This window comes from Rickettsia sp. 109562A South Dakota, assembly GCF_055791265.1.
On sequence record NZ_CM147703.1, the window covers coordinates 724,396 to 750,553 of the forward strand.

Consider the following 26,158-nt stretch of genomic DNA (forward strand, 5'->3'; position numbering starts at 1 on the left):
CTTGTTTTTAAAGGAAATAATTTGTATATTTATACTTTATTTTAAGTCTTAAATGTATAATATATGAAAATTTCAGCAAATTCAATTAGAACAGGTAACATATTAGTTTATAATAATGATTTATGGGTTGTAAGCAAAACGCCGGAACATACGCAACCCGGGAAAGGTGGAGCTTATGTACAAGTTGAGATGAAAAATTTAAAAACAGGGACAAAGCGTAACGAAAGATTCAGTTCTTCCGATTATTTAGAAAAAGCCGAACTTGAACAAAAAGATTATCAATTTTTATATTTTGAAGGTGATGATTTAGTATTGATGGATACCAAACATTTTGATCCAATAAATGTTCCCAAGGAAATTTTAGAAGAAAAATTACCTTTCTTAACCGAAAATATGATTGTTAAAGTCGAATTTTATAATGAAAAGCCTTTAAATATTGAGCTTCCTCCAACCGTTATACTTGAGATTAGTGAAACTGATCCGGTAATAAAGGGAGCAACTGCTACCGCTTCTTATAAACCGGCAATTTTAACAAACGGCATTAAAGTTAAAGTACCGCAATATTTAGAAATAGGGGAAAAAATTGTTGTCAAAACTGATGATATGACATATGTCGAAAGAGCCAAATAAGTATACTAAGATAGAACTTCAAAAATTGGCGTCGTCGTTCTACAAGAGCTACGGTACGAACTATATTAAGTATACGCTGCGTTCCGAGGACTTTGAACTCCTTGCTCTTGTTGAAGTTGATCTTCGTATACTGTTCATTTACTTTAATATTAATTAAATGCAGCCTATAACTAATTTATTAATTAATGCCATGCGTAAAGCAGTTAAGTTTTTGCATAGAGATTTTTTAGAACTCGAAATGCTACAAAAAAATTCTGTAAGAAATGAAGAATTTTGCAAGCGATCTTATTTAAAATTGAAAACTTTATTATGTGAAGAATTACAAAAACATACACAATATTTATTTTTTCCGGAGGATAAATTCGATTTAAATAATAATTATGAGAGTGTTTTTTTAATTAACCCTATAGATAGCTCAAATAATTTCGCTAGAAGCATACCTTTTTTTGCGATATCCGTAACTTATTTCAAAAGGAATCAAGGAGTTTTAACTCCTACTTCTACAGTAATATATTTTCCCGCTCTTAATGAAATTTATTATGCTGAAAAAGGTAAAGGAGCTTGGATAGAAAAAAATAATTTAAACTCTAATTATCAAGGATTAAGACTTAGAGTTTCCGATAATGCCGATTTAAAGAACTGTTTAGCAATTATTGAAGATTTAAATCATAATAATTTGGGGGAGGTAGATAATATTAGATCTTTTGGCTCTCCTTGCTATGCGGCTACGCTTGTAGCTTCAGGTAAAGCGGATTTAATATGTTTATCATTATTAAATTTTACATTATATTATGCATTTGAGCTTCTTATTAAGGAAGCAGGCGGTATAATTATAGATTCTAGCGATAAATTTATATATTCAAATCGCTATATTGCTAAGAAACTTAAAAAATATTAGACAAGAAATTATTTTAGATTTACATTTTTATTGTTAGAATATAATAATATTAGATATAATTATTATTCATAAAGTTATGGCACATTATAAAGAGTTTGCATTTGACTGTGATTTTGGTGGACAAAGAGCCAAGTTTAAGTTTTATATAGGTACGCCGCAAGAAGGGCATCATCCGCTACAATTTCAAGCAAAATGGTTATCTGACGAAAGAGGCGGTACTATTCCTGATGAGGTTATGCAAGCAATATCACAGCTAAATGATCTTGCCAAAAAAAACGGTGTTCCACTTCCGGATTTATGCGTATATGCTCTTGGTGCTGCTCAAGAAGCCCAAACTACCCCTCAAGAAGAAGATGAAGACGAGAATGAGAGGCAAGAAGATACAGCAGAGCAGGCATAGTTAAAATAATAAGGAGATTCATAGAGATTAAAATGAAACAATATAATGATTTATTTAAAATTATTCACCGCGAAGGATATATATTTATTGCTAGTTTTGCATTAGTAAGTTTTTTATTAGCATCATTTAATGAAAAACTTGGCTGTATTGGGTTTATTGCTACTGCGTGGTGTATTTACTTCTTTCGTAATCCCGATCGATATGTTCCTATAAATGATGATTTGGTAATAAGTCCTGCAGATGGAGTAATTCAAGAAATTAAGGAAGCATTGCCGCCGCCGGAATTAGGGCTCGGTGATGTGGCAATGATTAGAGTTAGTATTTTTCTAAATATTTTTAATGTCCATGTTAATAGAATTCCGGCAAACGGAAAAATTTTAGCACTTCATTATAATCCAGGAAAGTTTTTTAATGCTTCACTTGATAAAGCTAGTATTTATAATGAGCGTCAATCAGTATTAATGGAAACTGATCAAGGGCAGAAAATTGTTTTTGTTCAAATAGCCGGACTTATAGCAAGGCGTATAGTTTGTGATTTAGAAGAGGGTAATGAAGTTAAAACGGGCGAGCGATACGGTATAATTCGTTTTGGTAGTAGAGTAGATGTTTATCTACCGTTGAAAACAGCTTTATTAGTGAGTAAAGGGCAGACCGCTATAGGCGGTGAAACTATCATTGCTGATTTTGGACGTAAAAAAACAGCAGAATTCAAGTTTGAGAGGAAGTAGATATTTTTACGTGTCATAATACCGTGGCTTGATCCACTGCTATACGAGCGTCCAGGATGTTATTCCCGCGTAGGCAGGAATGACATAAAAGCCGTGTATTTACTAAAATACATTTTGAGTATAAAATTGTTAAAAATTCGTAAATCTATAATAACTAAGCCTGTACCTATAATAAAATTAATTCCCAACTTTATTACGTTGCTTGGTCTTGTAACCGGTATGAGTTCTATAAAATTTGCTTTGGATAGTAGATGGGAACTTGCGGTATATTGCATTATAGTAGCGGCAATTATTGACGGTATCGACGGTAGAATAGCAAGGATGCTAAACGCAGCTAGCCCATTTGGTGCAGAGCTTGATTCATTATGCGATTTTGCTAATTTCGGTATAGCTCCTGCTTATTTAATATATTTATGGTCTTTTCAACAATATGAGTATAAGGTATTTTCATCAGCAGTAATGCTATTATTTATAGTGTGTATGGCGTTGCGTTTAGCTCGCTTTAACGTTGGCATTTATCAACCGAAACAAGATAAAAAAACTGAATATTTTTTTACCGGTGTACCTGCTCCATGCGGTGCTTTACTTGCTTTAACGCCTGTAATGATAGATTTTGAAATCGGTACGTTATTAAATATCAATACCCGTACTCACACTATAACAATTAATATATATTTGGCTATTATAGCTTTTCTACTTGCTAGTAGGCTTCCTACAATCTCAACAAAAAATTTAAGTATTAAACCTGAGTATTTATCGCTTGCAATGATTTTAGTTGCTATTGTTATTATAAATCTTATCATATATCCATGGTATTCACTGCCGTTAATTGCAGTTATATATATTCTTTCTATACCAATTTGTTATTTTTTTAAACATAGAGGGTATTGGTAAAGTTAATTATGCCGCGTGTATTACAACAAGCTATCGACAAATATAAACATCATCCATTTACTAAATATGTAATTATTGTAGCCTTAGTAATATTTATTTTGGATATAGAATTTATGTTTGGGCAAATACACAATCCACGGATAATGCGTACATAGATGCAGATATTTCAAACGTTAGTGCTGAAGTTAGCGGTGTTTTAATAAAGTTATTTATCACCAATAACACTAAAGTTAATAAAGGCGATCTGATAGGTGAAATTGACGATAGAGATTATAAAGCAAAGCTTGCGGCACTTGAAGCATCTATAGAAGCTTGTATACAAAATATAGAAATTATAGAGCACAAAACCTCAATAGGGCGGATTAGCTTAGAACAAGCGGCTGAAAAATTAAAGATTACTAAAATAAGCTTTTATATTGCTTCAACGGATTTTTCTAGGGTGCAGGAATTAAATAAGGCAAAATTTGCTAGCTCTAAAACATTAGATGACTCTAGAAATAATTATCAAAAAGCTAAAACAGATTATAAACAAGCACAATTAGATTTAGATATATCTAAACAAAATGTTGCTCTTTTAGATCTTGAGAAATCCGCAGAAAAAGAAAAATTCAAAGAATTAACGGAAAATAAAAAAGTTACCTTAAGGAGCTTACAAAATACTAAACTTATTGCTATGGTATCGGGTATATTCGGTAATAGTAGTTTAGAAATCGGAAATTATATATTACCTGGAAGAGCGTTGTTTTCTATAGTGCAAGATAACACTATGTATATTCAAGCTAATTTTAAGGAAACGCAAATTAAGAAATTTAAGTCCGGCATGAAGAAAGTAAAAATTGAGTTTGATGCTTTGCCTAAAAAAGTAATTTACGGGAAGATTCGTAATATTGCTCCTGCTACCGGTTCTAAATTTAGTTTAATCCCCTCCCCGATAATGCTACCGGTAATTTTACTAAGATAGTACAACGTGTACCTGTTTTAATAGATTTTGAATCCCCAAGTGCCAATCTAGTTCCCGGCATGTCAGCAATAGTATCAATTAGAATTGATCAAAAGATATAAAAATTATGGTTATACATATTGTTAGCGGTGATAGTGCATTTGCTTCTATAAAATATATACTTGAATCCTCACAGTCAAAAAATCATGTTGTATTAAGACATTATGATGATTTATCTATAGGTCCATTATTTGATGTAGATAGTATTAACCCTTCTGCTAGAATGGTATTTTGGGAAAAATTATTACCGAATTATTGCAATAATAAAATAGAGACCGAATTATTAAATATTTATAATGATTTAAACAAATTGATAACCACCGCTACTAATGTGATTTTATGGTACGGATGGAATGCAGCAGAGATATTATTAACCCGTAGAGTAGCTTGGTATTTACAAAGTAATGAAAGGTGAGTGAAGTGGTATTACAGGTATCACCAAAAGAAAGCTTTCAAAGTTCTATATCTATGATTCCTCCTAAAGAATTATTGCAGCTCTACCATACAATGAAACCTGTAAGTACTAATACCTTAAAATTATGGGCTCAAGCATGGGATATAATCAGTAATATTTCCGATTGTATACGTATTTGGCAAAATAATAAATTAGAATCAGTACAAGAAACATTCTTTGATGATGCTTTATTAGATTCAATAGGCGATGATTGGGTATTATCAACGAGAGTAGTAGGGGAGGCGATGGGTAGATCATATTTTCGCATAGGGAATGCTTGGCTTTCTTGGAGGTTAAAAGTTCTGATTATTGATAAGGTAAAAATGCAGCAAATTCCACATCATTTACAGGGTACATATCCCCTCGAAACTTTTTATGTACATAAAAATATTAACTTGTAATTATTTACCAGTTAACTCTGCTAATTCTTTTTTTAGTTTTATTACTAAAGTTTGTAATTTTTCAAATTCTTCGCGAGTGACGTAGTTACCTTTAAGTATTTTATCCTCAATTATGCCGCAGCTTTTATCCGCTATACTATTTAAAGCTTTTTGTGCTACGCTGCTAGCTCCTATCGCAACTTTTATAATATCGTTTGTTTTCATCATAGTACCTCTATAGATAACGCATGTAGACCGTTATTAAATTCATCGGTAAGTAAGTTGTTAATAGTGTGATGATTGGCAATTAGGCTTTTTCCCTGTAAAATTTTTGCAGAAATTCTTATTTTTATATGGCTGTGGATTCCATCATAGTGACTCGCATGTTTATAGCTTTCATCTATTATTTCTTGAAAATGTGGTTTTAACACACTTAATTTTTCTTGTATCCTTTCTATGCGGCTCATATTTTTATTTCATTTACAGTAAAAATGTCCTAATATTCTTAAGTATATAATTTTATGATAAAAATGGCAATGTCGGAATTAATAACGGATTATAAAGATTTACAAGATGAGATAGATAAATTGGAAAAAGGCGTATGTTTTGCTTGTAGATTAGTTAATTATGATGAAATAGAATTTATAGAGCAAGATAAACACTTTATAATTAAAGATTTAGATCAAATCATTGAAAATGTAAGCGAAGAACTTAATATTTTTTCAAAGTTTAAGAAAATAAAGAAAGATAGAATATTATTTATCCTAAATACTACTGATTCTGACTTAATTAAAAATTTTGCTAGAAAATTATATTTATTTTCGCAGCTTTATATTAATGAACAGAAGCCGGCAATTTATATGAATTGTTATATTGCTAGTATTAAATTTCCAAAAGTAAGTAATAATGCTAAAGAAATTGAAAAAACATTAAATATGTTACTTTCACAAAATAATAATTATTATTACCGCGAATATAGCAGCACAGAACATGATTTGGAAAATATAAGAAAATATAACCTTCAGCTTAACTTACTACGACAAGCCTTAGCAAAAAAGACTATGCGATTCGCTTATCAACCTATAATAGATCGCAGTACTATGAAAATTCATTATTATGAATGTCTGCTTCGTATACCTGATGAGAATGGTGTTTATATTTCCGTAGGTCCTATAATTCCTCTTGCTGAAAATAAAGGATTAATTTTTATAATTGATCAAATTGTTTTGGAAATGACTGTTAATGAACTTGCCCAAAACCCAAATTTAATGTTAGCCGTTAATATTTCAAATATAGGAACAAGCGATGAAGCTTTATGGGAAATAGCAGCAAACTTATTAAAAGCTCATAATGTGCGAGATCGCTTAATTATTGAAATTACGGAAACTTCTTTCAATGAGAATTACGATAAAATAACTTTGTTTATTAATAAGCTACGTAAGTACGGATGTAGATTTGCATTAGATGACTTTGGTTCGGGTTTTACTTCTTTTAAACAACTCCAAAGCTTACCTATTGATATTATCAAAATTGACGGTCAATATGTACGTAGTATTACAAGTGACGTACAAAGTAGGTATTTCGTAGAAAGATTAATTAAAATTTCAGAAGATTTAGGTATTGAAACGGTAGCTGAATTCGTAGAAAACGGAGAAATAGCTAAATTTTTAATTGATCTAAAAGTCGGTGGGTTACAAGGGAATTTCTATTCCGAAGCAAAGTTTGATAGGGTAGATGTCATTCCTACAGAGTCGGGAATATCGTCATTGCGAGGAAGAACATAGTTTTGACGAAGTAATCTCGTGCCAAAGTCCTGAGATTGCCACGCTCTCTTCGTTCGCTCGCAATGACATGAATTATAACCCTTGACAACGTCCATAAAAACCTATATGCAGAACTCAACTTTAAATGATTAAACTTAGATGCTGTTACTTGAATTAAAAAAAACTAATCAAACCTTAGAAATTATACATTTTATAGGTATCGGCGGCGTTGGAATGAGCGGTATTGCCGAGATATTACATAATCTAGGTTATAAAGTACAAGGTTCCGATTTAGTAGAAAATTATAATACTAAAAGGCTTGAGTCATACGGCATTAAAATATTTTTAGGACACGTTCCGCAACACATTACCAATGTTTCGTATGTCGTTATTTCATCGGCAATTAATCCAAATAATCCTGAAATAAAAGAAGCGTTAGAACGTAAAATTCCGATTATTAGACGTGCGGAAATGTTGGCTGAACTTATGAGATTAAAATGTTCCGTAGCAGTTTCGGGATCGCACGGTAAAACCACTACTACTTCTCTAGTTGCTTGTTTATTTGAGGCAGCCGGCTTATGTCCTACGGTTATTAACGGCGGGATTATAAATAACAGATCTACTAATGCATATCTTGGTTCAAGTAATTATTTAATTGTGGAGGCCGATGAGTCCGATGCGACATTTATTCATATCCCATCAACTATTGCGATAATAACTAATATTGATCCCGAACATTTAGATTATTATAAAGATTTTGAAACATTAATTAGTGCTTTTAGAAGCTTTATTATCAATTTGCCGTTTTATGGTTTTGCAGTTTGTTGTATCGATCATAAAATAGTTCGTAAGTTAGTAGATGATATTACCGAAAGGAAGATTGTTACTTACGGAATTGATTCGGCTGATGCTCATATTATAGCATTTAATATTAACACTGATATTGCCTCCTCTACTTTTGACGTAAAAATTAGTTTACCGAATGTACTAGGTACAACGATTATTGAAAAAATTACTATTCCAACACCTGGAAGACATAATATTTTAAATAGCCTTGCTGCAATCGCCGTTGGGATAGAATTAGATTTTGGTATTAAAGCTATTAAAAACGGCTTTAATAATTTTAAAGGAGTGAAGAGGAGATTTACTAAAGTAGCTGAATATAATAGGGCTTCAATTATCGATGATTACGCTCATCACCCTGAGGAAATTAAAGCAACGCTTGCTACGGCTAAAAATATAGCAAATAAACAAAACGGTAAAGTTATTGCTATTTTTCAGCCTCACAGATATTCAAGAATGCAGCATTTATTTGATGATTTTATGCTTTGCTTCGCTGATGCCGATATACTCTATATTACCGATATATATGATGCAGGTGAAAACCCTATAGAAGGAATTACAGGACAAAGTTTAGTTGATAAGATTACTAAGAATAAGCATCATGATCAAGCAAATTTTCTAGCCGAACTAGATGAGGCGGTTGGAGTTATTATAGATAACGCAGCTTCCGGTGATATGATAATTATGATGGGAGCAGGTAATATTTCAAGTTTTGCAAATGAATTACCAAAAAAATTCGGTAATTTGTGATGACTTTACCGATAGTAAAAGGCGAGTATAAAAAAGATTATAATTTAAAACATCTGACATGGTTTAAAGTAGGCGGTAATGCCGAAATTTTCTTTAAACCTTTTGATAGCGAAGATTTAGCAAGTTTCTTGATACAAAATAAGCAAAAAGTACCTATAACTACTTTCGGTGCAGGCTCAAACATTATTATAAGAGACGGCGGTATAGAAGGAGTTACAATAAAGCTTGGTCAGAATTTTAGTAATATTGATTTTATAGATGATAATCATTTAGTAGTGGGCAGCAGCTGTCTTAATTATAATTTAGCAAAATTCTGTCACGCAAATGCTATTTCCGGTTTTGAGTTTTTAGTAGGTATTCCGGGTACTATCGGCGGCGGAGTTGCTATGAATGCCGGTGCTTACGGCTCTGAATTTAAGGATATTATAGTTAGAATTGAAGCGATCGACTTTGCAGGAAACTTTTTAACATTTACCAACGAAGAAATCGGTTTTAAATATCGCAGTAATAATTTACCAAAGGATTTAATTATTTTCAAAGCCGTTTTTAAAGTAAATAAAGGCGACAGTGAAAATATATTATTACGGATGAATGAAATAAATGCTACAAGATCACGGACGCAACCTATTAAGGCACGTACAGGCGGTAGTACTTTTGCAAATCCTGAGGGGCTTAAATCGTGGCAGCTTATTGACAAAGCAGGACTTAGAGGCTATAGAATAGGCGGTGCTTCGATGTCAGAACTTCATTGTAATTTTATGATAAATAACGGTGATGCTACTGCTAAGGATTTAGAAGATTTAGGGAATTTTGTCAGGCAAAACGTATTTGAAGATAGCGGTGTTGAATTAAACTGGGAAATAAAACGAATCGGAAAATATGCATAAATATCAAACACATTGGGTGGAACATTCTGAAGTTAAAATATTGAGTAATATAGTCAATTCAGTTGGACTTGAATACAAGGAGCGAGGAGCGAAGCCTATAACTAATAGGAGAGCGACGAGCGACGAAGTAGGCGAGTCCAAATCAATTGACTATAGCGGTAAAAAGCATATAGCGTTAGTAGCAGGTGGTATGTCTGCTGAGCGTGAAGTATCTTTAGTGTCAAGCGAAGGGGTTAGTAAAGCCTTAATTGAATTAGGATATAAAGTAACCTTTATTGATATGGGAGCAGATATTGCAGTTAAATTACAAGAAATAAAGCCTGATATCGTTTTTAATTGCCTACACGGTACATACGGCGAAGACGGTTGTTTGCCAGGATTACTTAATATAATGCGGATTCCTTATACTCATAGCGGGGTGTTATCTTCAGCGTTAGCATTCGATAAAATACATTCTAGAAGCTGGTTTTTAACGAATAATATTAATATGGCAGAAAGTATTGTCGTAAATAAAAGCGATAATATAAAGATTGACCCTATGAAACGACCATATGTAATTAAGCCTCTGACGCAAGGATCAAGTATCGGCGTTGAAGTAATATTTGAAGAAGATGATTTTAACTTTGCCGATTATGATTTTCCTTACGGTGATCAGGTAATAATAGAGCAATATATAAAAGGGCGAGAGTTGCAAGTAGCAGTATTAAACGGCAAAGCTCTAGGAGCTTTAGAGATTAAATTACTGAAAAATCGTTTTTATGATTATGAGACTAAATACACCGAAGGATTTGCTGAGCATCTTTGTCCTGCTCCACTACCTGCTAATTTATATGAAAAATTACTTATAGAATCAGAAAAAATTTATAAAACAATGAATTGCAAAGGTCCTGCTAGAGCAGAATTTATTTTAGAAGATCAGACAAACAAATTATATGCTTTGGAGATAAATACTCACCCAGGTATGACTCCTTTATCAATAGTGCCGGAAATTGCAGCTTATGCAGGGATAAATTTTACTAACTTAATTGAAGAAATTATAAAGACGGCAAGCTTTGAATCATGAGAAAAAAACCAAGCTCAAATAAAAAAAAACAGACAAAAAAAACTAATAATATCTCATTACGCCGAAAATTAGGACTAATTTACAAAAAAGCAATATTAGGGCTTAAGGTTGCTTTAATTATCTTTGTATGTCTATTTGTTTTTACAAAATATTTTGCCGGCGTAAAAACCTACTTAACAACAAATATATATCAAACAACAACAAAACTTGGTTTTAAACTTGAGAATGTTATAATTGAAGGACAGCAAAATGTTGATGAACCTACAATATTAAAGGTTTTAAATGCGAGTAACGGTAGCCCTATTTTTGCTCTTAAGTTAGACGAAATTAGAAATAATTTAAAGAAAAATAAATGGATTAAGGAAGTATATGTCACTCGAAGGTTACCAAATACGGTATATATAAAATTATTTGAAAGAGCACCTATTGCTATTTGGCAAATCAATAATCAGCTTTTCTTGGTTGATGAAGAAGGTTACGAAATTAGTAAAAATATTCAGCCTTTTCCTCATTTATTACATGTTGTAGGGGAAGGGGCAAATATCTATGCAGGTAAATTAGTAAGTGAGCTACAGAAATATCCGGTATTAATGAATAAAACTTCAGCCGCTGTAAGGCTCGGAGATAGAAGGTGGGATTTAAATCTTAAAGGTAATATAAGTATTAAGTTACCTGAAAAAGAGTTTGAAGAAGCGTTAAAATATATCGATGCACTCAATAAAGCTAACAAGCTATTTAACCAAAATTATAAGGTTTTGGATTTAAGAGATAGGAATAAGTATTATATAGAGAAGTGCTAATAGTGTATGTCATTCCCGCGTAAGGACGTTGTTGCATGGATCAAAAAACGCATTCGGTGTCATACCGTGGCTTGACCACGGTATCTAGAAATACAACTTAAAATACTAATAACTTTAGTATTTTAAACTGGATCCCGCGATCAAGTCGCGGGATGACAATAAAAAAATCGATCCATGCAACAAAGCCGGTCAAGCCACGGTATGACACTCAGGACTTTTTTCGATCCATGCAATAATTGGCATGACAATAATTTACATAAAAAAATGAAAGAGAAAATATCAAATTTTGTTACACTTGATTTCGGCAGTAGTAAGATTGCCGTAATTGCTGCCTATATTAGTAAAAAAGGTGAGATTAAAGTAGCAAGCCAAAATTTGCATCATTCTAAAGGTATTAAATCAGGAGTTATATCAGATTTAAAAAATGCTGAAACTAGTATTGTTTCGGCAATTTACGCACTTGAAAAAGATTGCGGTAAAAATATAAAAAAAATTATATTATCGTTATCAGGTGCTGATACTAAATCTTATTATATAAATTATACAATTAAAGTTAACGGGCAAACCGTAACGCAGCAAGATATTAAAAAATTATTACAAAAAGCATTGCTTGAATTTAAAGTTAAAAACCAAGAAATTATTCATTATTTTCCTCTTGAGTTGACCCTTGATAATAATTCAGTTGAAAACCCTATAGGTATGTACGGTAGAGAACTTAGTTGTGAATTACATATTATTGCAGCTAGTTCAAATATGTTATCAAATATTGTACAATGCTTTGCTAAATGTCATGTTGAAGTCACAAATATCACTCTTGCAATTTATGCTTCTGCTATTAGCTGTCTTACAAATGATGAAAAAAATCTAGGTTCGCTTATCATCGATATGGGAGATAAAACTACTTCTTTCGGTATTTTTTTTGCAGGTAAATTAATATATACGGGGCATGTAAATATAGGTAGTTTTCATATTAGCTCGGATATTGCTAAAGTTTTTGGTATTGATCTTGTTACGGCAGAGAAATTAAAAATTTTATACGGTAACGCAACTATACCTTTATTTGAGAAAGATAGTATTATAAATATGGATGATTTTCAAGTTGATACTCATCATAATTTAAATACGTCTGTAACAATTTATAAATTGGCTGAGGTAATAAGAGCAAGAGCCGAAGAAATATTATCAATGGTAAAAGCCGAATATGACAAAGCAACAAAAGGACAAGTTGAAGTTTTTAGAGTTGTAATTACCGGTGGCGGGTCTCAGCTTAGAGGACTTAAAGAGCTTTCAAATAGAGTTTTTGAAAAACAGAGTAGAATCGGTAAACCGGAGATTATTGCCGGTTTCGTAGAAGATTATAATCCTGCTATATATTCGGCAACTATAGGAATGCTAAAGATTCATGCATTAAAACAGCAAAAAGAATTCGCTCATATTAGACTTGATGAAAATAGCAGCTTCTTTAAAAAAGCCTTTGATTGGTTTAAGGAGAATGTTTGAAGAGATAAGATTTTAACAACCTTATCTCTATTAAATATTACTCGGCAACCGGAATAAAATCTCCTATTATGCTCATAATATTACTTTCTAACTGATCTGTTATATTAAATTCAGGTTGAGTAATAAGGTATTGCTCTAATTGCTTAATGACTTCTTGATTTTGTTCAGTACTAAATTCATTTGCTATTTCACGACAAAACTCCTTATCGCCATTTCTAATATAGTTGATATTAACTTTATTAAGTATTTTCGGTATTGCCTCTAAATTACCTACTTTTAATGCATAATAAGCAGCAGTAATTGACACTTGGGGCATTTTATTTAGTAATTACTCTGTAAAAAGATTGTTCATCCATGCTACTAATAGAGTTGAATAAAAGCCATTCTGGGATAGTACCAAATTTATAAATACTAAATCAATAATTTCTTGGTTTTCTGTAGTGCTAGCAATTTTGAGCATGTCGTAAGTAATACCGGTTTTTTCTATTACTGCTTTAACTATATCCGGATTTCCTGTTTTAATAGCTATAACTGTATGTGCATCAGTGGCTTTTTCTTCCCCGGTTAATACTTTAGCTATAGTCTTCATAGCCCAATATGAATCATTAGTTTTTACCATTTTCTCAAGTGTTGCTTGTACTATGTCAGTGTTACCTGTTTTAACAGCTATATCAAAATGTATAGCATCAGCTATTCCTACTTTGTTAAGTAGTATTTTAAATATAGCCGGATCTTTTGACATGGCAGCTGTATAAAAGTTAATGCTGCCAACTTCTTTTATTCTCTCAAGCATCATGTTAATTACTTGAATACGATCATTTATAGGTAGAGTATCGCTTGCTATAATGGCTACGCATAAGTACGAATCATTAACTTCAATATTATTGAGTATTAATTCAATGCCAGTTATGTTGTATTGTTTAATAGCATCGCTTAAAATGCCAAAAGTAGAAGCATTATCTATTTTCAAAAAATGTTCTATTGCTAAAGCAGTTAGGTTAGTATAATTTATATTTAATATGGAATTAAAAGCTTCTTTTAGTTTTTCTGTAGTATATGATATTGTTTCCGGAAAATCATATTTAGGTATTAATTCTTCGTATTTGTCAGAGTATTGCTGGTGCAGCTCTTTATAAAATTTAATTACATTATCATATTGTATTTGTAAAAATTTTGAAAAAGTATCTAAATTCATTTGTTTTATAGGTGTATGATCAAATGCAAGAGTATATATACTATCATTTAACTTATAGCTAATAGTAAAATCAGTAGCTATTAGTAAAGGTAAGTTTTTTACTATAAAATTAATTAAACTTGTATCTCTATTAAATAAAAGTTTACTAATACATTCCTTTAACGTATTAGTAGATTTAGTATAAGTACATAGTACAATATCTCCTTTAACCTGACTTAAGTTATGCTGAGCTGCACCTGAATGACAGGAAAGTATATGTACGATACTAGGCATATCTCCAACTGTATTTTTTGCTATCTTTGTAAGTACATTGTGAGCAAGTCTTTCAGATAAATTCGATTCATCCTCTTTTGAAAACAAGCTTATAGTTAATAGAGGAGGTAGATTTTCCTGCAGATATTCTTGACCATGAGCATTTATAAATAATTCAATAGGAGCATGGAGAGTATTTAGATAGTGATGTATTACATCATCTCCTGAAAGAATTGCTAATTCTTCGGTATTAGTATAGTTAGATACCTTAGGTCCTTGCATTATTACTTTTCTCATATTATTACCCCTTGATTTATTATTAAAATTTTAATAATAAATTATTGAAATAAGGTAAAAAATATAAATAAGATAATTAAATCAATATTTAACTAAAACCCTATGATCATTGCTTATATTTTGTATTATACACAAAAATTTTATTTTTACAAGAAAATAGTTAATTTCTTAATTATTTATTAGGGAATAACAATAGATAGGAAAATATGAGGATATTTAGTTATGATTAGGTTTGTGTCTAGAGCAAACTAAGATGTTACCTTTAACTTCGATAATAAAAAGTTGGTCGCCTGTTTTTGCTTCTTCTTCATTTGGTGCAAGATAAGCATTCATAATAACACCGGACCATTTTACTTGCCCTATAGTATGGGACGAGATGGTAGAGCTATGAACTTCTACGGCTTTGCCTACCATATCTGAATAATTTTCTGCTTTAGCAGTTGTACTATAAACATATTTTTTAAGAGGTAAGTATAATATACTAAACCAAATAAGCGATAATATACCAAAAATCGTTATTTGATTTTGTAAGTTAATATCGTAGTTATATACCACAAGAGTGTTTGATAATGCTCCAAGTCCAAAAAATAAGAATCCGATGCTTGGAACTGCAAAAAATTCAATAACTAAGCAAATTATGCCGATTATTAACCATATTTCGGTGAGATAATTATTTATCATGAACATAAGTTTTTAAGAATAATATTACGTCAGCTATGTCTTGCGGTTTTGAGATACCAGCAAAGGACATTTTAGTTCTTGGGGCATAGCTACTTGGTTTATGTAAGAAAGCAAATAAACTGTCATCATCCCATATGCCGCCAAGTTTTGATAGAGCAGGGGAATATTTATAGTCTGCTATGCTTGCTTTAGGGCGACCTGCTACATCCCAAAGATGCGGTCCTAGTTTATTTGGACCGTCTTTATCAAGAGAATGACACATTAAACATTTTTTGGCTATTTCACGACCGTTATCGGCATTAGCGGTTTTCATCAATTCCGGTATATTTACCGGTGCTTGTGCTTCCGACGTAGAAGCTACTGAATTTTCGTGAACTGCAACGCTATAACCGCGATGTAAAACTTGTAAGTTTGGTTTGTATAATACATTTGCAACAAACCCAACCATCATAGCAATTAAACTAGCAAATAAGATGGCTGCAACAATTTTATTTAATTCTTTTCCAGACATTTATTTTGTTTTTTTATTAGAATTTATACTATAATTTAAGTTGTAAGAGAAGTTAATTAAATAAATAAAAGAAAAATTTATAAAAATATTGTGCTTGGGAGAGAAAAATAAATGTCTGATTCAAAAAAATCAAGTATTAGAACAATATTTAATAAGTCCAAATCTTATTGGACTAGTTTTAGACAAAGCAAAATCGGTAAAATATTATTTAGTAATAGCTTAAGTTATGCAGTTTCCGCAGCTTCTATAGCAATTGCTGTTTCCGGACTTTTTACTCCTATATCACCGATGATTATAGCTGTAGCTGTTGGTTCAGGCGTGAGCGTAGGAATTCAGGCTATAAACGAGACTTTGAAAGTGCATAGTTTGCGTAAACTTCATAAAGAGAATAATTTATTAGTACATAACAGAAATGCTAAAAGTCAGCAAGATTATATATTATCATTAGAACCGAGCTTAAAAGATATTTTGAAAAATGAATTATATACGGTACAGACGGCAGGTAAGGATTCTACTCAAGATAAGTATCAGTTAAATGTAAATAAATTGAAAAGTACAGGACGAATATTTGGAAATAATTTAGGTGGAGCCGCAAATTTGGCTACCTCTATTATTAAAGGTGCTAGCGGTAATGTGCTTGATATATTAAAAGCTACGGGTTACGGCGTAGTTACGACCGCATCATTAATTATCGATGGTCTTACCGAAAAGGAAAAAATAGAAATAAAAGCAATATTTAAATTAAATATAAATAAAGAATATAAAAAACAAGATACTCCTATATATGACAATTTAGAACAATTAGAGAATTATACTAAGAGTCAAGTATTACAAACATTAGCTTTAAAAAAATTAATAACGAATAAGAATTATTGGAGTATGAATAAAGACCAAAAAATACAAAAATTTCGAGAAATAAGAGGTAGTTTTAATTTTGAAATAAAAAGAAACGGTTTAGAAGGATTTTTTAGAAAAAATAAAATAACAATAGATAATAAAAAAGAGAGTTATGTTAAAGATATTAAAAATGTAATGAATCCATTTTATGAAAACCCTAGTAAAGCCGAAGGATATAGTTCTTTAACTAAAGCTATGGATAAAGAGAAAGTTAATAATGCTGAAATAAAAAGGACGAAAAGTGAAAAGTCAAAAAGGATGCAAAAAAGAAAGCGAAATTTAACAATATAAAATTATATAGTAAATAATTCAACTGAATTCATTATAATTCGCTTGCAGTAACAAATTTGTAAGAGGTAGTATCGCTAAATATTTTATGCAATAATTCATTATTAAGAGCATGGCTGGTTTTGTAGCCTTTAATTGCACTTACAACGCTAGTGCCGCCGGTATATAAATCACCGAATAAATCTAATAGTTTATGACGAATAAATTCATCTTCATAACGCAAGCCGTTTGGGTTTAGAATTTTGTCCTCTTCATTTATGGCTATAGCATTTTCAAATGAAGCACCTAGGGCAAGTCCTTTGCTTTGCAAATCATTAACATCTTTCATAAAGCCGAAAGTTCGAGCATCTGCAATATTTTTAGTAAAAGATTCTTGATTTGAAAAACTTAGATTTTGTTTGCCTATAGCTTTACTGCTAAAATCAATGGTTAAATCTACAGTCATGTGATTGGAAGGAGTACAATATAATTCACAATCTTTATGAATTACTTTTATATCTTTTAAAATTTTTAGATATTTTTTAGGAGCATTTTGTAATTTTTTACCTGCACATTCAATCATAAACACAAAAGGTTTACTACTGCCGTCCATAATGGGTACTTCAGGACCGTCAATTTTAATAATTGCATTATCGATTCCGCATCCCCAAAGTGCTGCCATTAAATGTTCAATTGTTGAAATTTGAACTTTATGATCATTACTTATAGTGGTAGATAACAAGGTATCGGAAACATTGAAATAGCTAGCCTCAATATAATTATTTTCAGAAGATATGTCGGTTCTAATGAATATAATTCCGGTATTTTCTTTAGCAGGTTCTATAGTTAACTGGGTGCGTTTTCCTGAGTGAACTCCGATCCCGTAACAACTAACCGGTTTTAATAATGTATTTTGCTGCATTTTAGGCATTGTAAAAATATATTTAAATATATATTTAATGCCAAATTATACAAGTGATATTATGTTACAAAATATTACATAAATACTTAGATAACACTTGTCATACTGCGACTTGTGAGCTAGATCCAGTCTTTTTTAATTTTTTTTCTAGATACCGTGGTCAAGCCACGGTATGACACCGAGCTAAATTTAGAATCTATATAATTTATACTTAATAAAATACCAAAAATGATAAGCTACAAAACTACCGACTACGGCAAAAACGGAAAATAAGAAATCACTGCCGTTAATAGTGCCGTAAGGTACATGAGATGATAAAGCTCCGGCATATATACCGATGCTACACATTGAAAAATATGAAAACAAAGCTGTGCTGAGTTCGTAATCTCTAAATTTATCAATTAGTATTAAAATATTGCAAATAAAAATGGACCCTAAACAACTACCGATTAGTATTATATATAATATATTAAGGTTTTTATTAGTTCCATGAAGTGGTAGTAAAATAAAGCAGATGAGTAAAATTATAGTTAGTGATAAATTAGCCAAATATTTATTTATTTTGCTTAATATGTAGCATATAGGAATTATAGAAAAACATATTGCTAGGAAAATATATTTTAGTATGAGCCTTAAATTAATTAATGCTAATTCTTTCTTTAATGCAAAAGCTTCATAATACCATAATATATCCAAGGTGACATAAGCAACTACGAAGCCTGTCAATAATTGTAATTCGACATTTTTTATTAAGGATGAGAATTTTGAATTTAAATTTAATTTATGAGATGTAGGATTATAATGCAGAAATTCGGTTAGAATATTGATGCAGTATAACAACGCACAAATTACTATAGTATTATTTGTCGGTTTTATAAATGGATTTAATAAATCTACCATTAAATTTCCACCTGCCCATAACAACATTATACAAGCTAAAAAAAAATATTTCTTTTCTTTAGCACTTTCAATAATGTGTAATGTTATAGAAGTGAAATATGAAAATATTCCAAAATTAATTAAAATAAAATTAATTTTAATTAGGGTATAATTATTCAATAAAATTAGGTTTATTGTACAAATAATTAATAAAGATAAGCTAATTAAAATAATTTTTTTATTACTTAACTTATTAATTAACTGTGTTAAGGCAAAGCCTGCGATTATCGAGCCTATAAATTTAGTTTGATTTATATGATTTATTTGTTCTCCGCCTAGATTTTTATTTATCAGTAAAAAAATTTTAAAATTATAAAAATTTATGGCATTGATACAGGAAAAAATAAATATTCCCAAAAGTGAGCAAAAAATAGTTTTATAATCGTTTTTTAAAGTCATAAATTAAGTGTTTGCTAAACATAAATACATGGTATATAACTCATAATTAAATGATTAAGATTTTTATCTTAAAAATTAAAGAGATTTGTAATTCCATTATTTAAGTATATATGGATAGTTATTAGATTATCAGCTTTTAATCAAGTATGGTAGTCTTATTTATAATTTGTATATAATTATTGTTTAATTTTAAAAAAATTAATGAATTAAATAATATGAAAATATTTTAATGTAAGAAAAATAATAATATATTTTTTGGTATTTTAAAGAGGTGTTATTTGAAGTTTATCTAGAATTTCATTTTTGCTCTTTAATTATAGATAAATTATCTATTTAAATTAATACAAGATAAGCAATGATTTTTCTTAAGATACAAGCATTATATTAATTATTTGTTCTTCAAGTTAGTGAGCAAGATAAATGAATAAAAAAATTATAATTGATGCTAATTTTCCAACTGAAACAAGAGTAGTTTTATTAGGACAAAGCAACAATATAGAAGATATTGAGTTTCAAACAACCGTAAGACAACAAAATAAAGGTAATATTTATTTAGCAAAAGTCACAAGAATAGAACCGTCGCTACAAGCTGTTTTTATAGAGTACGGAATGGATAAAAGCGGTTTTTTACCGTTTAGTGAAATCCATCCTAACTATTACAATTTGCCTGCCTCGGAGAGAAATTTTCCGGTTAATGCTTTTCCTGAAATAGCTCTTTCAAATATTACGGTTGAAGATGATAAAGAGAAGCCGGCTGCTATATATGATTCTTTGGTTGAGAGTGAAGAAATTGACCTAAAAACCATAGAAGATTTAGTAGAGAGTAAATTTCAGTCAGAACTTAATTTAGAAGCGGCTGATGATATTGAAATTATTCAAAGCGGCATCGAGTCAAATATTCCGCAATATAAACAATATAAAGTTCAAGAAGTAATAAGAAAAAACCAAATATTATTGGTGCAAGTTACTAAAGAAGAACGAGGAAATAAGTGTGCCGCTTTTACTACTTATATATCCTTGGCTGGTAAATATTGTGTTTTAATGCCTAATAAAGGTTCGCAAAACGGCATATCGCGTAAAATATCAAACGGGGAAGAAAGAAAAAGACTGAAAGATATTTTAAATAAAATAGTAAGCGGTGACAAAAATACTTACAGCGTCATTGTTAGAACCGCAGGTAGAGGAAGTAGCACCTTAGATTTGAAGAAAGACTATAATTATTTAGCAAGATTATGGAATAAAATTCGTAAAAGTACTATTAAATTTCCGGCTCCGTGTTTTATTCATGAAGAAGATAGTATAATACGTAAAACCATACGTGATATGTGTGATCACAATGTTAAAGAGGTAGTTATTCAAGGACCGGAAGCTTATGAAGATGCTTCAAAATTTATGCAGGATTTATTACCTTCAGAGCTTTCAAAACTTAAAGAACATAAAAATAAAACTCCTATATTTACTAAGTTTCAAGTAGAAGAGCAATTAGTTAAATTATATCAGCCTGTCGTGACATTACCTTCAGGAGGGTATATTGTTATTAATCCTACGGAAGCTCTTATTTCAATTGACGTAAATTCCGGTAAATCCACTTCTGAGAAAAATATCGAAGAAACGGCACTAAAAACTAATTTAGAAGCAGCCAAAGAAGTAGCACAGCAAGTAAAGCTTAGAGATCTATCAGGTTTGATAGTTGTTGATTTTATAGACATGAGCGAAGCAAAGAATCGTAAAATTATTGAACGATCCTTTAAAGAATTTTTAAGTCGTGATCGCGCTCGTATACAAACCGGTAATATTAGTCAGTTTGGATTACTTGAATTTTCAAGACAGAGATTGCGTTCTTCTTTCTTAGAAACTAATTCGGCAATTTGTTCTCATTGTAACGGTAAAGGAGTCATTAGAGCTAATGACGCTAATGCTATGTTAATTTTACGCACTATAGAGAACGAAATTTTTGAAGAAAGAATTGATGTAATAAATGTTTTTACCAATATCGTTTCAGTTATTTATCTACTTAATAATAAACGTGCCGAGATAAAATTTATTGAAGAAAAATATAATATAAAGCTTAATTTTTATTCCGATCCTAATGCTACATCAGATAGTTATTCGATTGAAAAGGTAAAATTATTGAAGAAAAATAACAATAATGTTAATCCTGTTAAGCCGGTGATCCAAAATCATAGTGCCGATTATACTGAAGAAGAACCCAAAAAAGAACAATTACGCAAGAATAAACATAAATGGAAGACAGTTAATAATAATAATAATAACGTTTCAGTTGAAGAAAAGAATAAAAAACTAGAGACAAAGCAAGAAGTGGAACAATCTACACAAAATGTAGAGGTTGTAAATGAAGAGTCACAAATTATAGAAAGTGATGTAGTAACAGCAGAAGTGCCGGAAAAAAAAACATCAAAGCGTAGATATCGTAATAAAAAATCAAATAAGAAGCGTGCTTCTAATACCGCCACGGATACGGAAAAGAACGCAGAGTCTTGATTTAACAGCTAATTGTTAAGGTATTGTTGTATGACTCGGTAAATGTTCTTTATGTCATTCCCGCCTCCGCGGGAATGACATATAAAGAAACAATATAAAAACATAAACTTAAAATAAAAGTGCAGAAAAGTTTAATTACAAAATGGTTGTCTATAAGTTGTATAATGGTCATAGCGATGATTGTTATAGGAGGGATAACGAGACTTACAGGTTCTGGTTTATCTATAGTAGAGTGGCGTCCGATAACAGGTATTTTACCGCCTTTCAGCTTTGAAGCTTGGCAAGCGGAGTTTGCTAAATATAAAGCTTTTCCCGAATATCATTCCGTTAATTACGGAATGACTTTATCACAGTTTAAATTTATTTATCTGTTAGAGTTTATACATCGGTTACTCGGTAGAATTACAGCTTTAATATATATTGTACCTTTAATATATTTTTATTTTAAAGGCATTATAAAAAATCGTGATATTGCACCTTATATAATTGCTTTGTTGTTATTTTGTGTACAAGGCTTTATGGGGTGGTATATGGTTAAAAGCGGTTTATTGAATAACCCGTCTGTTAGTCATTTCCGGCTTGCTTTTCATTTAATTATCGCCGTAATTATTTATCACATACTTTTTTATCAATTAATAAAAAATCGTTGTGATATTTTGTTAATCCCGTCACAAACAGATTTAAAATTACCGTTAATATTTTCTAGTGTTGCTATTACTGTAATATACCTGCAAATTTTTTTAGGTGCTTTAGTTGCAGGGCTTGATGCAGGGCTGATATATAATAGTTTTCCACTAATGGGTGATAATTTTATTCCGACGGAGATAAAAGATAATTTCTTTGATCTTAAAAATTGGTATGATCCGGTTTTTATACAATTCATACATCGTTTAGGCGGCTATAGCGTATTTTTGGTTGTTATGGCTTTAGCAACTTACTTGTTAAAAACAGAGCATCCGAAATTAAATAAAATAGCATATTTTCTAATTATTGCATTATTAATGCAGATATCTACCGGAATAATTATTCTTTTATACTCTGTACCTATAATAATTGCCTCTACTCATCAATTTTTTGCGATAGTTCTTTTATCGGTAGTAATTTGGTGCTATTTTTTAATAAAAAGTTCTAAATGATCATCGATGTCAGTACTCCTATTTCTTCTAGATTAGATAAATATTTAAAACGTCTATATCCGTTATTGACTCAAGGAGTAATAGAGAAAGCATTACGTCAAAAACAAATTATCGTTAATTCTCAGAAAGCAGAAGCTAGTTTAAGAGTAATAGACGGCGATAAAATTTTTATTAGCGATAAGTTTAATTTACCTGTTAAACAACCCGAAAAATTAGTTTTTACCGATGCCGAAATTAAGCTAGCAAAGAAAATTACTACCGATTATTTGATATATGAAGATGATAATTTAATAGTTATAAATAAACCTGCAGGGCTTGCGACTCAAGGCGGCAGTAAAATAAATTTATCTATTGACTCTGCATTAAAATATTTGAATTATAAAGGTGCTGATTTTAAGCTAGTACATAGGTTAGATAAAGAAACAAGCGGTTTGCTCTTAATAGCCAAAAATTATTTAAGTAGTGTAAAGCTTCATGATGCTTTTAAAGAAAAATTGGTTGTCAAAACATATTTTGCCGTAACCTATGGGAAGCCAATTAAAAATGTAGGCGAAGTTAGAAGTAATATAGACAAGAGTAAGGGAAGTACACCTAAAATTACTGATATTGATAGTGAAAATGGTAAACTTGCTATTACTTATTATAAATTACTTAAATCACTTGATAATAACTTATTTTTAATTGCATTTACTCCGATTACAGGTAGAATGCATCAATTAAGGTTGCACGCTACCTTATTAGGTTGCCCGATACTTGGAGATGATAAATATGGCAGTAAAGAAATAATGCCGTATAGTAAATATATGTTCTTGCATGCTAATAATATATGTTTATCTGAAAAGGTTTTTGGTAAAGAGATTAATTTAGAAGCAAAATTACCGTTTTATTTTACTAGACGTCTTATATAACTTGCTTCTAAAGGTGATTTGGACAATGATCCGGTACTCGAATCCTCACGTACTTTTTTGTACGCTGCGGTTCTGCGTTCCGTGTCTCCTTCAAAGTCCTCTTTATTAGCTGCGTTATGTAAGACGTCTACTGATAAGTTTGTGGAGTGTTGAAGTTATGATTCGTAGATATCTTTTATTACTGTTTTTTTTAATTACTAATTGTATTAATTGTTTTGCAGATATACAGCAAAGAATCAATGAGGCAGAAAAAGAATATATAAGTAATAGATTTTTAAATGCCGTTTTTATGTTTGCCGATGATTATAAACCTTTATTAACCGGTGCTAAAGGCATCTTTGCTTTAAACGGTGAGCAATTAAAAGCAAATGAAATGATGCCTATTGCTTCTGCTACAAAGCCTTTTACAGCGGCAGGAATCTTAAAATTACAAGAACAGGAATTATTAAATATTAACGATAAAATCTATAAATATCTTGATCCGGAAATGTGGGGCGGAAAAGTGCCGGATTGGGCATATAAAATATCTATCCATAATTTATTAACGCATAGTAGCGGTATTGCCGAATATTTTAGTTTTGTTAAACTTGATTTAAATATGTCTAAGAAAGAGATTCACAAGAAAATATTACAATTTGTTTCTTCTAAGCCTTTAGAAGTATCTATAGGAAAAAAATTTAAATATAGTAATACTAATTTTGTTATACTTGGTATGATTATCGAAAAAGTAGCTAAAAAAGATTTAGGTAACTTTTTTTATGATGAATTTTTTAAACCTCTTAATATGAAATCTACTAGTTTTGCTTCATATAGTGAAGCCGCTAGAATCCAAAAAAACGTTATTAGTTCTAATTATCCGGTAAGATATTTTTTAACGCCCAATAATAGTAATAAACCTATATTTACTCCTGTAATAGCTGATTTTTTAGCAGTTCCTTGTGCAGATGGGGGGATAATATCGACACCAAACGATCTAGTTAAATGGTACAGGGCATTAAATGAGGGAAAAATTCTTTCTAAGAAGTCGTATAAACTTATGACTACTAAATATTTTTTAGCAAAAGATATAGAAGGGCGAAAATCTTATATGGGTTACGGTATTTTCCTTACCGATCTTGATTCTCAGCATTTAATGATTCATTATACGGGAAAGGCCCTCGGAATGCAAAGTGAAGCAGGATATGTTTTGCCTAATAATCTTTACTTTGCTATACTTAGTAATACTATGATTAAAATTCCTGAAGAAGGAAAAGATAAAATTGACATGAAAAATCCTTTAAATCAGCTTGGAATAATTTATTTCAGAGATGCAATAATAGGGGCAGCTATAAAAAATTAAATGCAGATAGTTACTTGGAATATTAATTCATTGCGTCTACGGGTCGATTTATTAAGAAAATTAGCGCATGAACATAAGCCGGATATTATATTGCTTCAAGAAACAAAGGTGGTTGATTCATTATTTCCTCTTGAAGTTATTAAAAATATAGGCTATGAACATGTAATATATTCAGGACAAAAATCATATAACGGTGTTGCTATTATTTCTAAATTTCCTTTGAATAATGTTTTTTCTTTGGAATTATATAATAGTGATAAAAGGCATATAGCAGCTACTGTTAATGATATAGAAATACATAATTTTTATGTTCCTGCCGGCGGTGATATACCTGATATAGAGATAAACTTAAAATTTAAGCATAAGCTGGAATATGTAAGGCTAATGCAGGAATGGTTAACCGTTAACCGTACTAAAAATGATAAAATTATCATTGTCGGTGATCTAAATATCGCTCCGCATGAGCATGATGTATGGTCTAGTAGGCAATTGCGAAATGTTATCAGCCATACTGATGTTGAACGCGCATTATTGGTAGAGTTACAAAACTCGTTAGGTTTTATCGACAGTAGCAGGCATTTCGTATCGCTTGACGAAAAATTCTATACTTGGTGGAGTTACAGAAATATAGATTGGAAAAAGTCTAACAGAGGCAGAAGACTTGATCATATTTGGGTGAGTAATAATTTAAAAGATGCATTATTTTCTATAAATTTACTATCAGAAGCACGTGATTGGCTGCCGCCTTCAGATCATGTACCGTATTTTGTGAATTTTAATTTTGATGGTGTCATCCCGCGAGCTTGTAGCGGGATCCAATAAGAAATTTAAAAAGACTGGATCCCGTGATCAAGTCACGGGATGACATCTGTTTCTAGATTCCCGCCTACGCGGGAATGACATAAGACTAAAAACATTAAGGA

26 protein-coding genes and 3 pseudogenes are annotated in these 26,158 nt (G+C 30.9%); 20 read left to right on the forward strand and 9 right to left on the reverse strand.

Features of this window, described 5'->3' with window-relative positions; genetic code table 11:
* The first annotated feature begins 63 nt into the window (after positions 1 to 63).
* From efp to ACIAS7_RS04075, 8 genes and pseudogenes are all read left to right on the forward strand, one after another.
* The gene (efp, locus tag ACIAS7_RS04040) at positions 64 to 630 is read left to right on the forward strand and encodes an elongation factor P (protein ID WP_473198298.1); all 567 of its coding nucleotides are present in this window, start codon (positions 64 to 66) and stop codon (positions 628 to 630) included.
* Positions 631 to 787: 157 nt separating this feature from the next.
* Positions 788 to 1,528 (forward strand): inositol monophosphatase family protein, encoded by a 741-nt coding sequence (locus tag ACIAS7_RS04045; protein WP_473198299.1) that lies wholly within the window; start codon positions 788 to 790, stop codon positions 1,526 to 1,528.
* A 76-nt stretch (positions 1,529 to 1,604) separates the two neighbouring features.
* Entirely contained in the window at positions 1,605 to 1,928 is a 324-nt protein-coding gene (locus ACIAS7_RS04050; RefSeq protein ID WP_473198300.1) for a DUF2610 domain-containing protein, read from the forward strand.
* A gap of 32 nt (positions 1,929 to 1,960) precedes the next feature.
* Positions 1,961 to 2,656, forward strand: coding sequence for a phosphatidylserine decarboxylase (locus ACIAS7_RS04055; RefSeq protein ID WP_473198301.1), 696 nt, complete (start codon positions 1,961 to 1,963; stop codon positions 2,654 to 2,656).
* Positions 2,657 to 2,782: 126 nt separating this feature from the next.
* Positions 2,783 to 3,550 (forward strand): CDP-alcohol phosphatidyltransferase family protein, encoded by a 768-nt coding sequence (locus tag ACIAS7_RS04060; RefSeq protein ID WP_473199408.1) that lies wholly within the window; start codon positions 2,783 to 2,785, stop codon positions 3,548 to 3,550.
* A gap of 8 nt (positions 3,551 to 3,558) precedes the next feature.
* A pseudogene (locus ACIAS7_RS04065) lies at positions 3,559 to 4,612 on the forward strand (HlyD family secretion protein).
* A 5-nt stretch (positions 4,613 to 4,617) separates the two neighbouring features.
* On the forward strand, positions 4,618 to 4,965 hold the full coding sequence (locus tag ACIAS7_RS04070) for a DUF1835 domain-containing protein (RefSeq protein WP_473198302.1): 348 nt from the start codon (positions 4,618 to 4,620) through the stop codon (positions 4,963 to 4,965).
* On the forward strand, positions 4,962 to 5,405 hold the full coding sequence (locus tag ACIAS7_RS04075; protein ID WP_473198303.1) for a DUF3658 domain-containing protein: 444 nt from the start codon (positions 4,962 to 4,964) through the stop codon (positions 5,403 to 5,405). Before ACIAS7_RS04070 ends, ACIAS7_RS04075 begins: the two co-directional genes overlap by 4 nt.
* Here ACIAS7_RS04075 and ACIAS7_RS04080 read toward each other — a convergent pair whose 3' ends face one another.
* Both ACIAS7_RS04080 and ACIAS7_RS04085 read right to left on the reverse strand, forming a co-directional pair.
* On the reverse strand, positions 5,406 to 5,609 hold the full coding sequence (locus ACIAS7_RS04080; protein ID WP_473199409.1) for a hypothetical protein: 204 nt from the start codon (positions 5,607 to 5,609) through the stop codon (positions 5,406 to 5,408).
* Positions 5,609 to 5,851 (reverse strand): BolA family protein, encoded by a 243-nt coding sequence (locus ACIAS7_RS04085; RefSeq protein ID WP_473198304.1) that lies wholly within the window; start codon positions 5,849 to 5,851, stop codon positions 5,609 to 5,611. The genes ACIAS7_RS04080 and ACIAS7_RS04085 overlap by 1 nt, the downstream gene beginning before the upstream one ends.
* Before the next feature lie 54 nt (positions 5,852 to 5,905).
* Here ACIAS7_RS04085 and ACIAS7_RS04090 point away from each other — a divergent pair, with 54 nt between their 5' ends.
* The 6 genes from ACIAS7_RS04090 (at position 5,906) to ftsA (ending at position 12,990) form a co-directional block, all read left to right on the forward strand.
* Positions 5,906 to 7,168: an EAL domain-containing protein gene (locus ACIAS7_RS04090; protein WP_473198305.1), complete on the forward strand. Its 1,263-nt coding sequence runs from the start codon at positions 5,906 to 5,908 to the stop codon at positions 7,166 to 7,168.
* Positions 7,169 to 7,306: 138 nt separating this feature from the next.
* Positions 7,307 to 8,740: a UDP-N-acetylmuramate--L-alanine ligase gene (gene murC, locus ACIAS7_RS04095; protein WP_473198306.1), complete on the forward strand. Its 1,434-nt coding sequence runs from the start codon at positions 7,307 to 7,309 to the stop codon at positions 8,738 to 8,740.
* Positions 8,737 to 9,627 carry a UDP-N-acetylmuramate dehydrogenase gene (murB, locus tag ACIAS7_RS04100; RefSeq protein WP_473198307.1) on the forward strand — a complete coding sequence of 297 codons (891 nt, stop codon included), beginning with the start codon at positions 8,737 to 8,739 and terminating at the stop codon, positions 9,625 to 9,627. The genes murC and murB overlap by 4 nt, the downstream gene beginning before the upstream one ends.
* Positions 9,620 to 10,690, forward strand: a complete 1,071-nt coding sequence (locus tag ACIAS7_RS04105) for a D-alanine--D-alanine ligase (protein ID WP_473198308.1) — start codon at positions 9,620 to 9,622, stop codon at positions 10,688 to 10,690. Before murB ends, ACIAS7_RS04105 begins: the two co-directional genes overlap by 8 nt.
* On the forward strand, positions 10,687 to 11,490 hold the full coding sequence (locus tag ACIAS7_RS04110) for a cell division protein FtsQ/DivIB (protein ID WP_473198309.1): 804 nt from the start codon (positions 10,687 to 10,689) through the stop codon (positions 11,488 to 11,490). The genes ACIAS7_RS04105 and ACIAS7_RS04110 overlap by 4 nt, the downstream gene beginning before the upstream one ends.
* Positions 11,491 to 11,754: 264 nt before the next feature.
* Complete coding sequence (gene ftsA / locus ACIAS7_RS04115; protein ID WP_473198310.1) at positions 11,755 to 12,990, forward strand: cell division protein FtsA; 1,236 nt, start codon at positions 11,755 to 11,757, stop codon at positions 12,988 to 12,990.
* A gap of 37 nt (positions 12,991 to 13,027) precedes the next feature.
* On the opposite strand, the gene ACIAS7_RS04120 is transcribed toward ftsA, so the two are convergent.
* The 4 genes from ACIAS7_RS04120 to ACIAS7_RS04135 all read right to left on the reverse strand — a co-directional run bounded on the left by ACIAS7_RS04120 (position 13,028) and on the right by ACIAS7_RS04135 (position 15,926).
* On the reverse strand, positions 13,028 to 13,306 hold the full coding sequence (locus tag ACIAS7_RS04120) for a hypothetical protein (RefSeq protein ID WP_473198311.1): 279 nt from the start codon (positions 13,304 to 13,306) through the stop codon (positions 13,028 to 13,030).
* Between the two features lie 12 nt (positions 13,307 to 13,318).
* Positions 13,319 to 14,734 (reverse strand): hypothetical protein, encoded by a 1,416-nt coding sequence (locus tag ACIAS7_RS04125; RefSeq protein ID WP_473198312.1) that lies wholly within the window; start codon positions 14,732 to 14,734, stop codon positions 13,319 to 13,321.
* Positions 14,735 to 14,950: 216 nt separating this feature from the next.
* Entirely contained in the window at positions 14,951 to 15,421 is a 471-nt protein-coding gene (locus tag ACIAS7_RS04130) for an NfeD family protein (RefSeq protein WP_473198313.1), read from the reverse strand.
* Complete coding sequence (locus tag ACIAS7_RS04135) at positions 15,405 to 15,926, reverse strand: c-type cytochrome (protein ID WP_473198314.1); 522 nt, start codon at positions 15,924 to 15,926, stop codon at positions 15,405 to 15,407. The genes ACIAS7_RS04130 and ACIAS7_RS04135 overlap by 17 nt, the downstream gene beginning before the upstream one ends.
* A gap of 111 nt (positions 15,927 to 16,037) precedes the next feature.
* Between ACIAS7_RS04135 and ACIAS7_RS04140 the strand changes: the two genes are divergently transcribed.
* Positions 16,038 to 17,114 carry a hypothetical protein gene (locus ACIAS7_RS04140; RefSeq protein WP_473198315.1) on the forward strand — a complete coding sequence of 359 codons (1,077 nt, stop codon included), beginning with the start codon at positions 16,038 to 16,040 and terminating at the stop codon, positions 17,112 to 17,114.
* Positions 17,115 to 17,145: 31 nt separating this feature from the next.
* On the opposite strand, the gene lpxC is transcribed toward ACIAS7_RS04140, so the two are convergent.
* Together lpxC and ACIAS7_RS04150 are read right to left on the reverse strand one after the other, a co-directional pair.
* Positions 17,146 to 18,012, reverse strand: coding sequence for a UDP-3-O-acyl-N-acetylglucosamine deacetylase (gene lpxC / locus ACIAS7_RS04145; protein WP_473198316.1), 867 nt, complete (start codon positions 18,010 to 18,012; stop codon positions 17,146 to 17,148).
* Between the two features lie 189 nt (positions 18,013 to 18,201).
* A complete protein-coding gene (locus ACIAS7_RS04150) occupies positions 18,202 to 19,350 on the reverse strand; it encodes an MFS transporter (protein ID WP_473198317.1) in 1,149 nt (382 codons plus the stop codon).
* Between the two features lie 420 nt (positions 19,351 to 19,770).
* Here ACIAS7_RS04150 and ACIAS7_RS04155 point away from each other — a divergent pair, with 420 nt between their 5' ends.
* From ACIAS7_RS04155 to ACIAS7_RS04165, 3 genes are all read left to right on the forward strand, one after another.
* Positions 19,771 to 21,852, forward strand: coding sequence for an Rne/Rng family ribonuclease (locus tag ACIAS7_RS04155; RefSeq protein WP_473198318.1), 2,082 nt, complete (start codon positions 19,771 to 19,773; stop codon positions 21,850 to 21,852).
* Between the two features lie 119 nt (positions 21,853 to 21,971).
* On the forward strand, positions 21,972 to 22,988 hold the full coding sequence (locus ACIAS7_RS04160; RefSeq protein ID WP_473198319.1) for a COX15/CtaA family protein: 1,017 nt from the start codon (positions 21,972 to 21,974) through the stop codon (positions 22,986 to 22,988).
* The gene (locus tag ACIAS7_RS04165; RefSeq protein WP_473198320.1) at positions 22,985 to 23,896 is read left to right on the forward strand and encodes a pseudouridine synthase; all 912 of its coding nucleotides are present in this window, start codon (positions 22,985 to 22,987) and stop codon (positions 23,894 to 23,896) included. Before ACIAS7_RS04160 ends, ACIAS7_RS04165 begins: the two co-directional genes overlap by 4 nt.
* Here ACIAS7_RS04165 and ACIAS7_RS04170 read toward each other — a convergent pair.
* Positions 23,887 to 24,027: pseudogene (locus tag ACIAS7_RS04170) on the reverse strand (palindromic element RPE1 domain-containing protein); the annotation flags it as partial. The gene ACIAS7_RS04165 and the pseudogene ACIAS7_RS04170 sit on opposite strands and share 10 nt — an antisense overlap.
* 26 nt (positions 24,028 to 24,053) lie before the next feature.
* Here ACIAS7_RS04170 and ACIAS7_RS04175 point away from each other — a divergent pair.
* Positions 24,054 to 25,235, forward strand: a complete 1,182-nt coding sequence (locus ACIAS7_RS04175) for a serine hydrolase domain-containing protein (protein WP_473198321.1) — start codon at positions 24,054 to 24,056, stop codon at positions 25,233 to 25,235.
* Positions 25,236 to 26,100: pseudogene (gene xth, locus ACIAS7_RS04180) on the forward strand (exodeoxyribonuclease III).
* Positions 26,101 to 26,158 lie beyond the last annotated feature (58 nt).

Excerpts from the sequence above, each read along its gene's own strand:
- efp (WP_473198298.1), top strand. The coding sequence starts at position 64 with ATGAAAATTTCAGCAAATTCAATTAGAACAGGTAACATATTAGTTTAT.
- ACIAS7_RS04045 (WP_473198299.1), top strand. The coding sequence starts at position 788 with ATGCAGCCTATAACTAATTTATTAATTAATGCCATGCGTAAAGCAGTT.
- ACIAS7_RS04050 (WP_473198300.1), top strand. The coding sequence starts at position 1,605 with ATGGCACATTATAAAGAGTTTGCATTTGACTGTGATTTTGGTGGACAA.
- ACIAS7_RS04055 (WP_473198301.1), top strand. The coding sequence starts at position 1,961 with ATGAAACAATATAATGATTTATTTAAAATTATTCACCGCGAAGGATAT.
- ACIAS7_RS04070 (WP_473198302.1), top strand. The coding sequence starts at position 4,618 with ATGGTTATACATATTGTTAGCGGTGATAGTGCATTTGCTTCTATAAAA.
- ACIAS7_RS04080 (WP_473199409.1), bottom strand. The coding sequence starts at position 5,609 with ATGAAAACAAACGATATTATAAAAGTTGCGATAGGAGCTAGCAGCGTA.
- ACIAS7_RS04085 (WP_473198304.1), bottom strand. The coding sequence starts at position 5,851 with ATGAGCCGCATAGAAAGGATACAAGAAAAATTAAGTGTGTTAAAACCA.
- ACIAS7_RS04090 (WP_473198305.1), top strand. The coding sequence starts at position 5,906 with ATGATAAAAATGGCAATGTCGGAATTAATAACGGATTATAAAGATTTA.
- murC (WP_473198306.1), top strand. The coding sequence starts at position 7,307 with ATGCTGTTACTTGAATTAAAAAAAACTAATCAAACCTTAGAAATTATA.
- ACIAS7_RS04105 (WP_473198308.1), top strand. The coding sequence starts at position 9,620 with ATGCATAAATATCAAACACATTGGGTGGAACATTCTGAAGTTAAAATA.
- ACIAS7_RS04110 (WP_473198309.1), top strand. The coding sequence starts at position 10,687 with ATGAGAAAAAAACCAAGCTCAAATAAAAAAAAACAGACAAAAAAAACT.
- ftsA (WP_473198310.1), top strand. The coding sequence starts at position 11,755 with ATGAAAGAGAAAATATCAAATTTTGTTACACTTGATTTCGGCAGTAGT.
- ACIAS7_RS04120 (WP_473198311.1), bottom strand. The coding sequence starts at position 13,306 with ATGCCCCAAGTGTCAATTACTGCTGCTTATTATGCATTAAAAGTAGGT.
- ACIAS7_RS04125 (WP_473198312.1), bottom strand. The coding sequence starts at position 14,734 with ATGAGAAAAGTAATAATGCAAGGACCTAAGGTATCTAACTATACTAAT.
- ACIAS7_RS04130 (WP_473198313.1), bottom strand. The coding sequence starts at position 15,421 with ATGTTCATGATAAATAATTATCTCACCGAAATATGGTTAATAATCGGC.
- ACIAS7_RS04135 (WP_473198314.1), bottom strand. The coding sequence starts at position 15,926 with ATGTCTGGAAAAGAATTAAATAAAATTGTTGCAGCCATCTTATTTGCT.
- ACIAS7_RS04140 (WP_473198315.1), top strand. The coding sequence starts at position 16,038 with ATGTCTGATTCAAAAAAATCAAGTATTAGAACAATATTTAATAAGTCC.
- lpxC (WP_473198316.1), bottom strand. The coding sequence starts at position 18,012 with ATGCAGCAAAATACATTATTAAAACCGGTTAGTTGTTACGGGATCGGA.
- ACIAS7_RS04150 (WP_473198317.1), bottom strand. The coding sequence starts at position 19,350 with ATGACTTTAAAAAACGATTATAAAACTATTTTTTGCTCACTTTTGGGA.
- ACIAS7_RS04155 (WP_473198318.1), top strand. The coding sequence starts at position 19,771 with ATGAATAAAAAAATTATAATTGATGCTAATTTTCCAACTGAAACAAGA.
- ACIAS7_RS04165 (WP_473198320.1), top strand. The coding sequence starts at position 22,985 with ATGATCATCGATGTCAGTACTCCTATTTCTTCTAGATTAGATAAATAT.
- ACIAS7_RS04175 (WP_473198321.1), top strand. The coding sequence starts at position 24,054 with ATGATTCGTAGATATCTTTTATTACTGTTTTTTTTAATTACTAATTGT.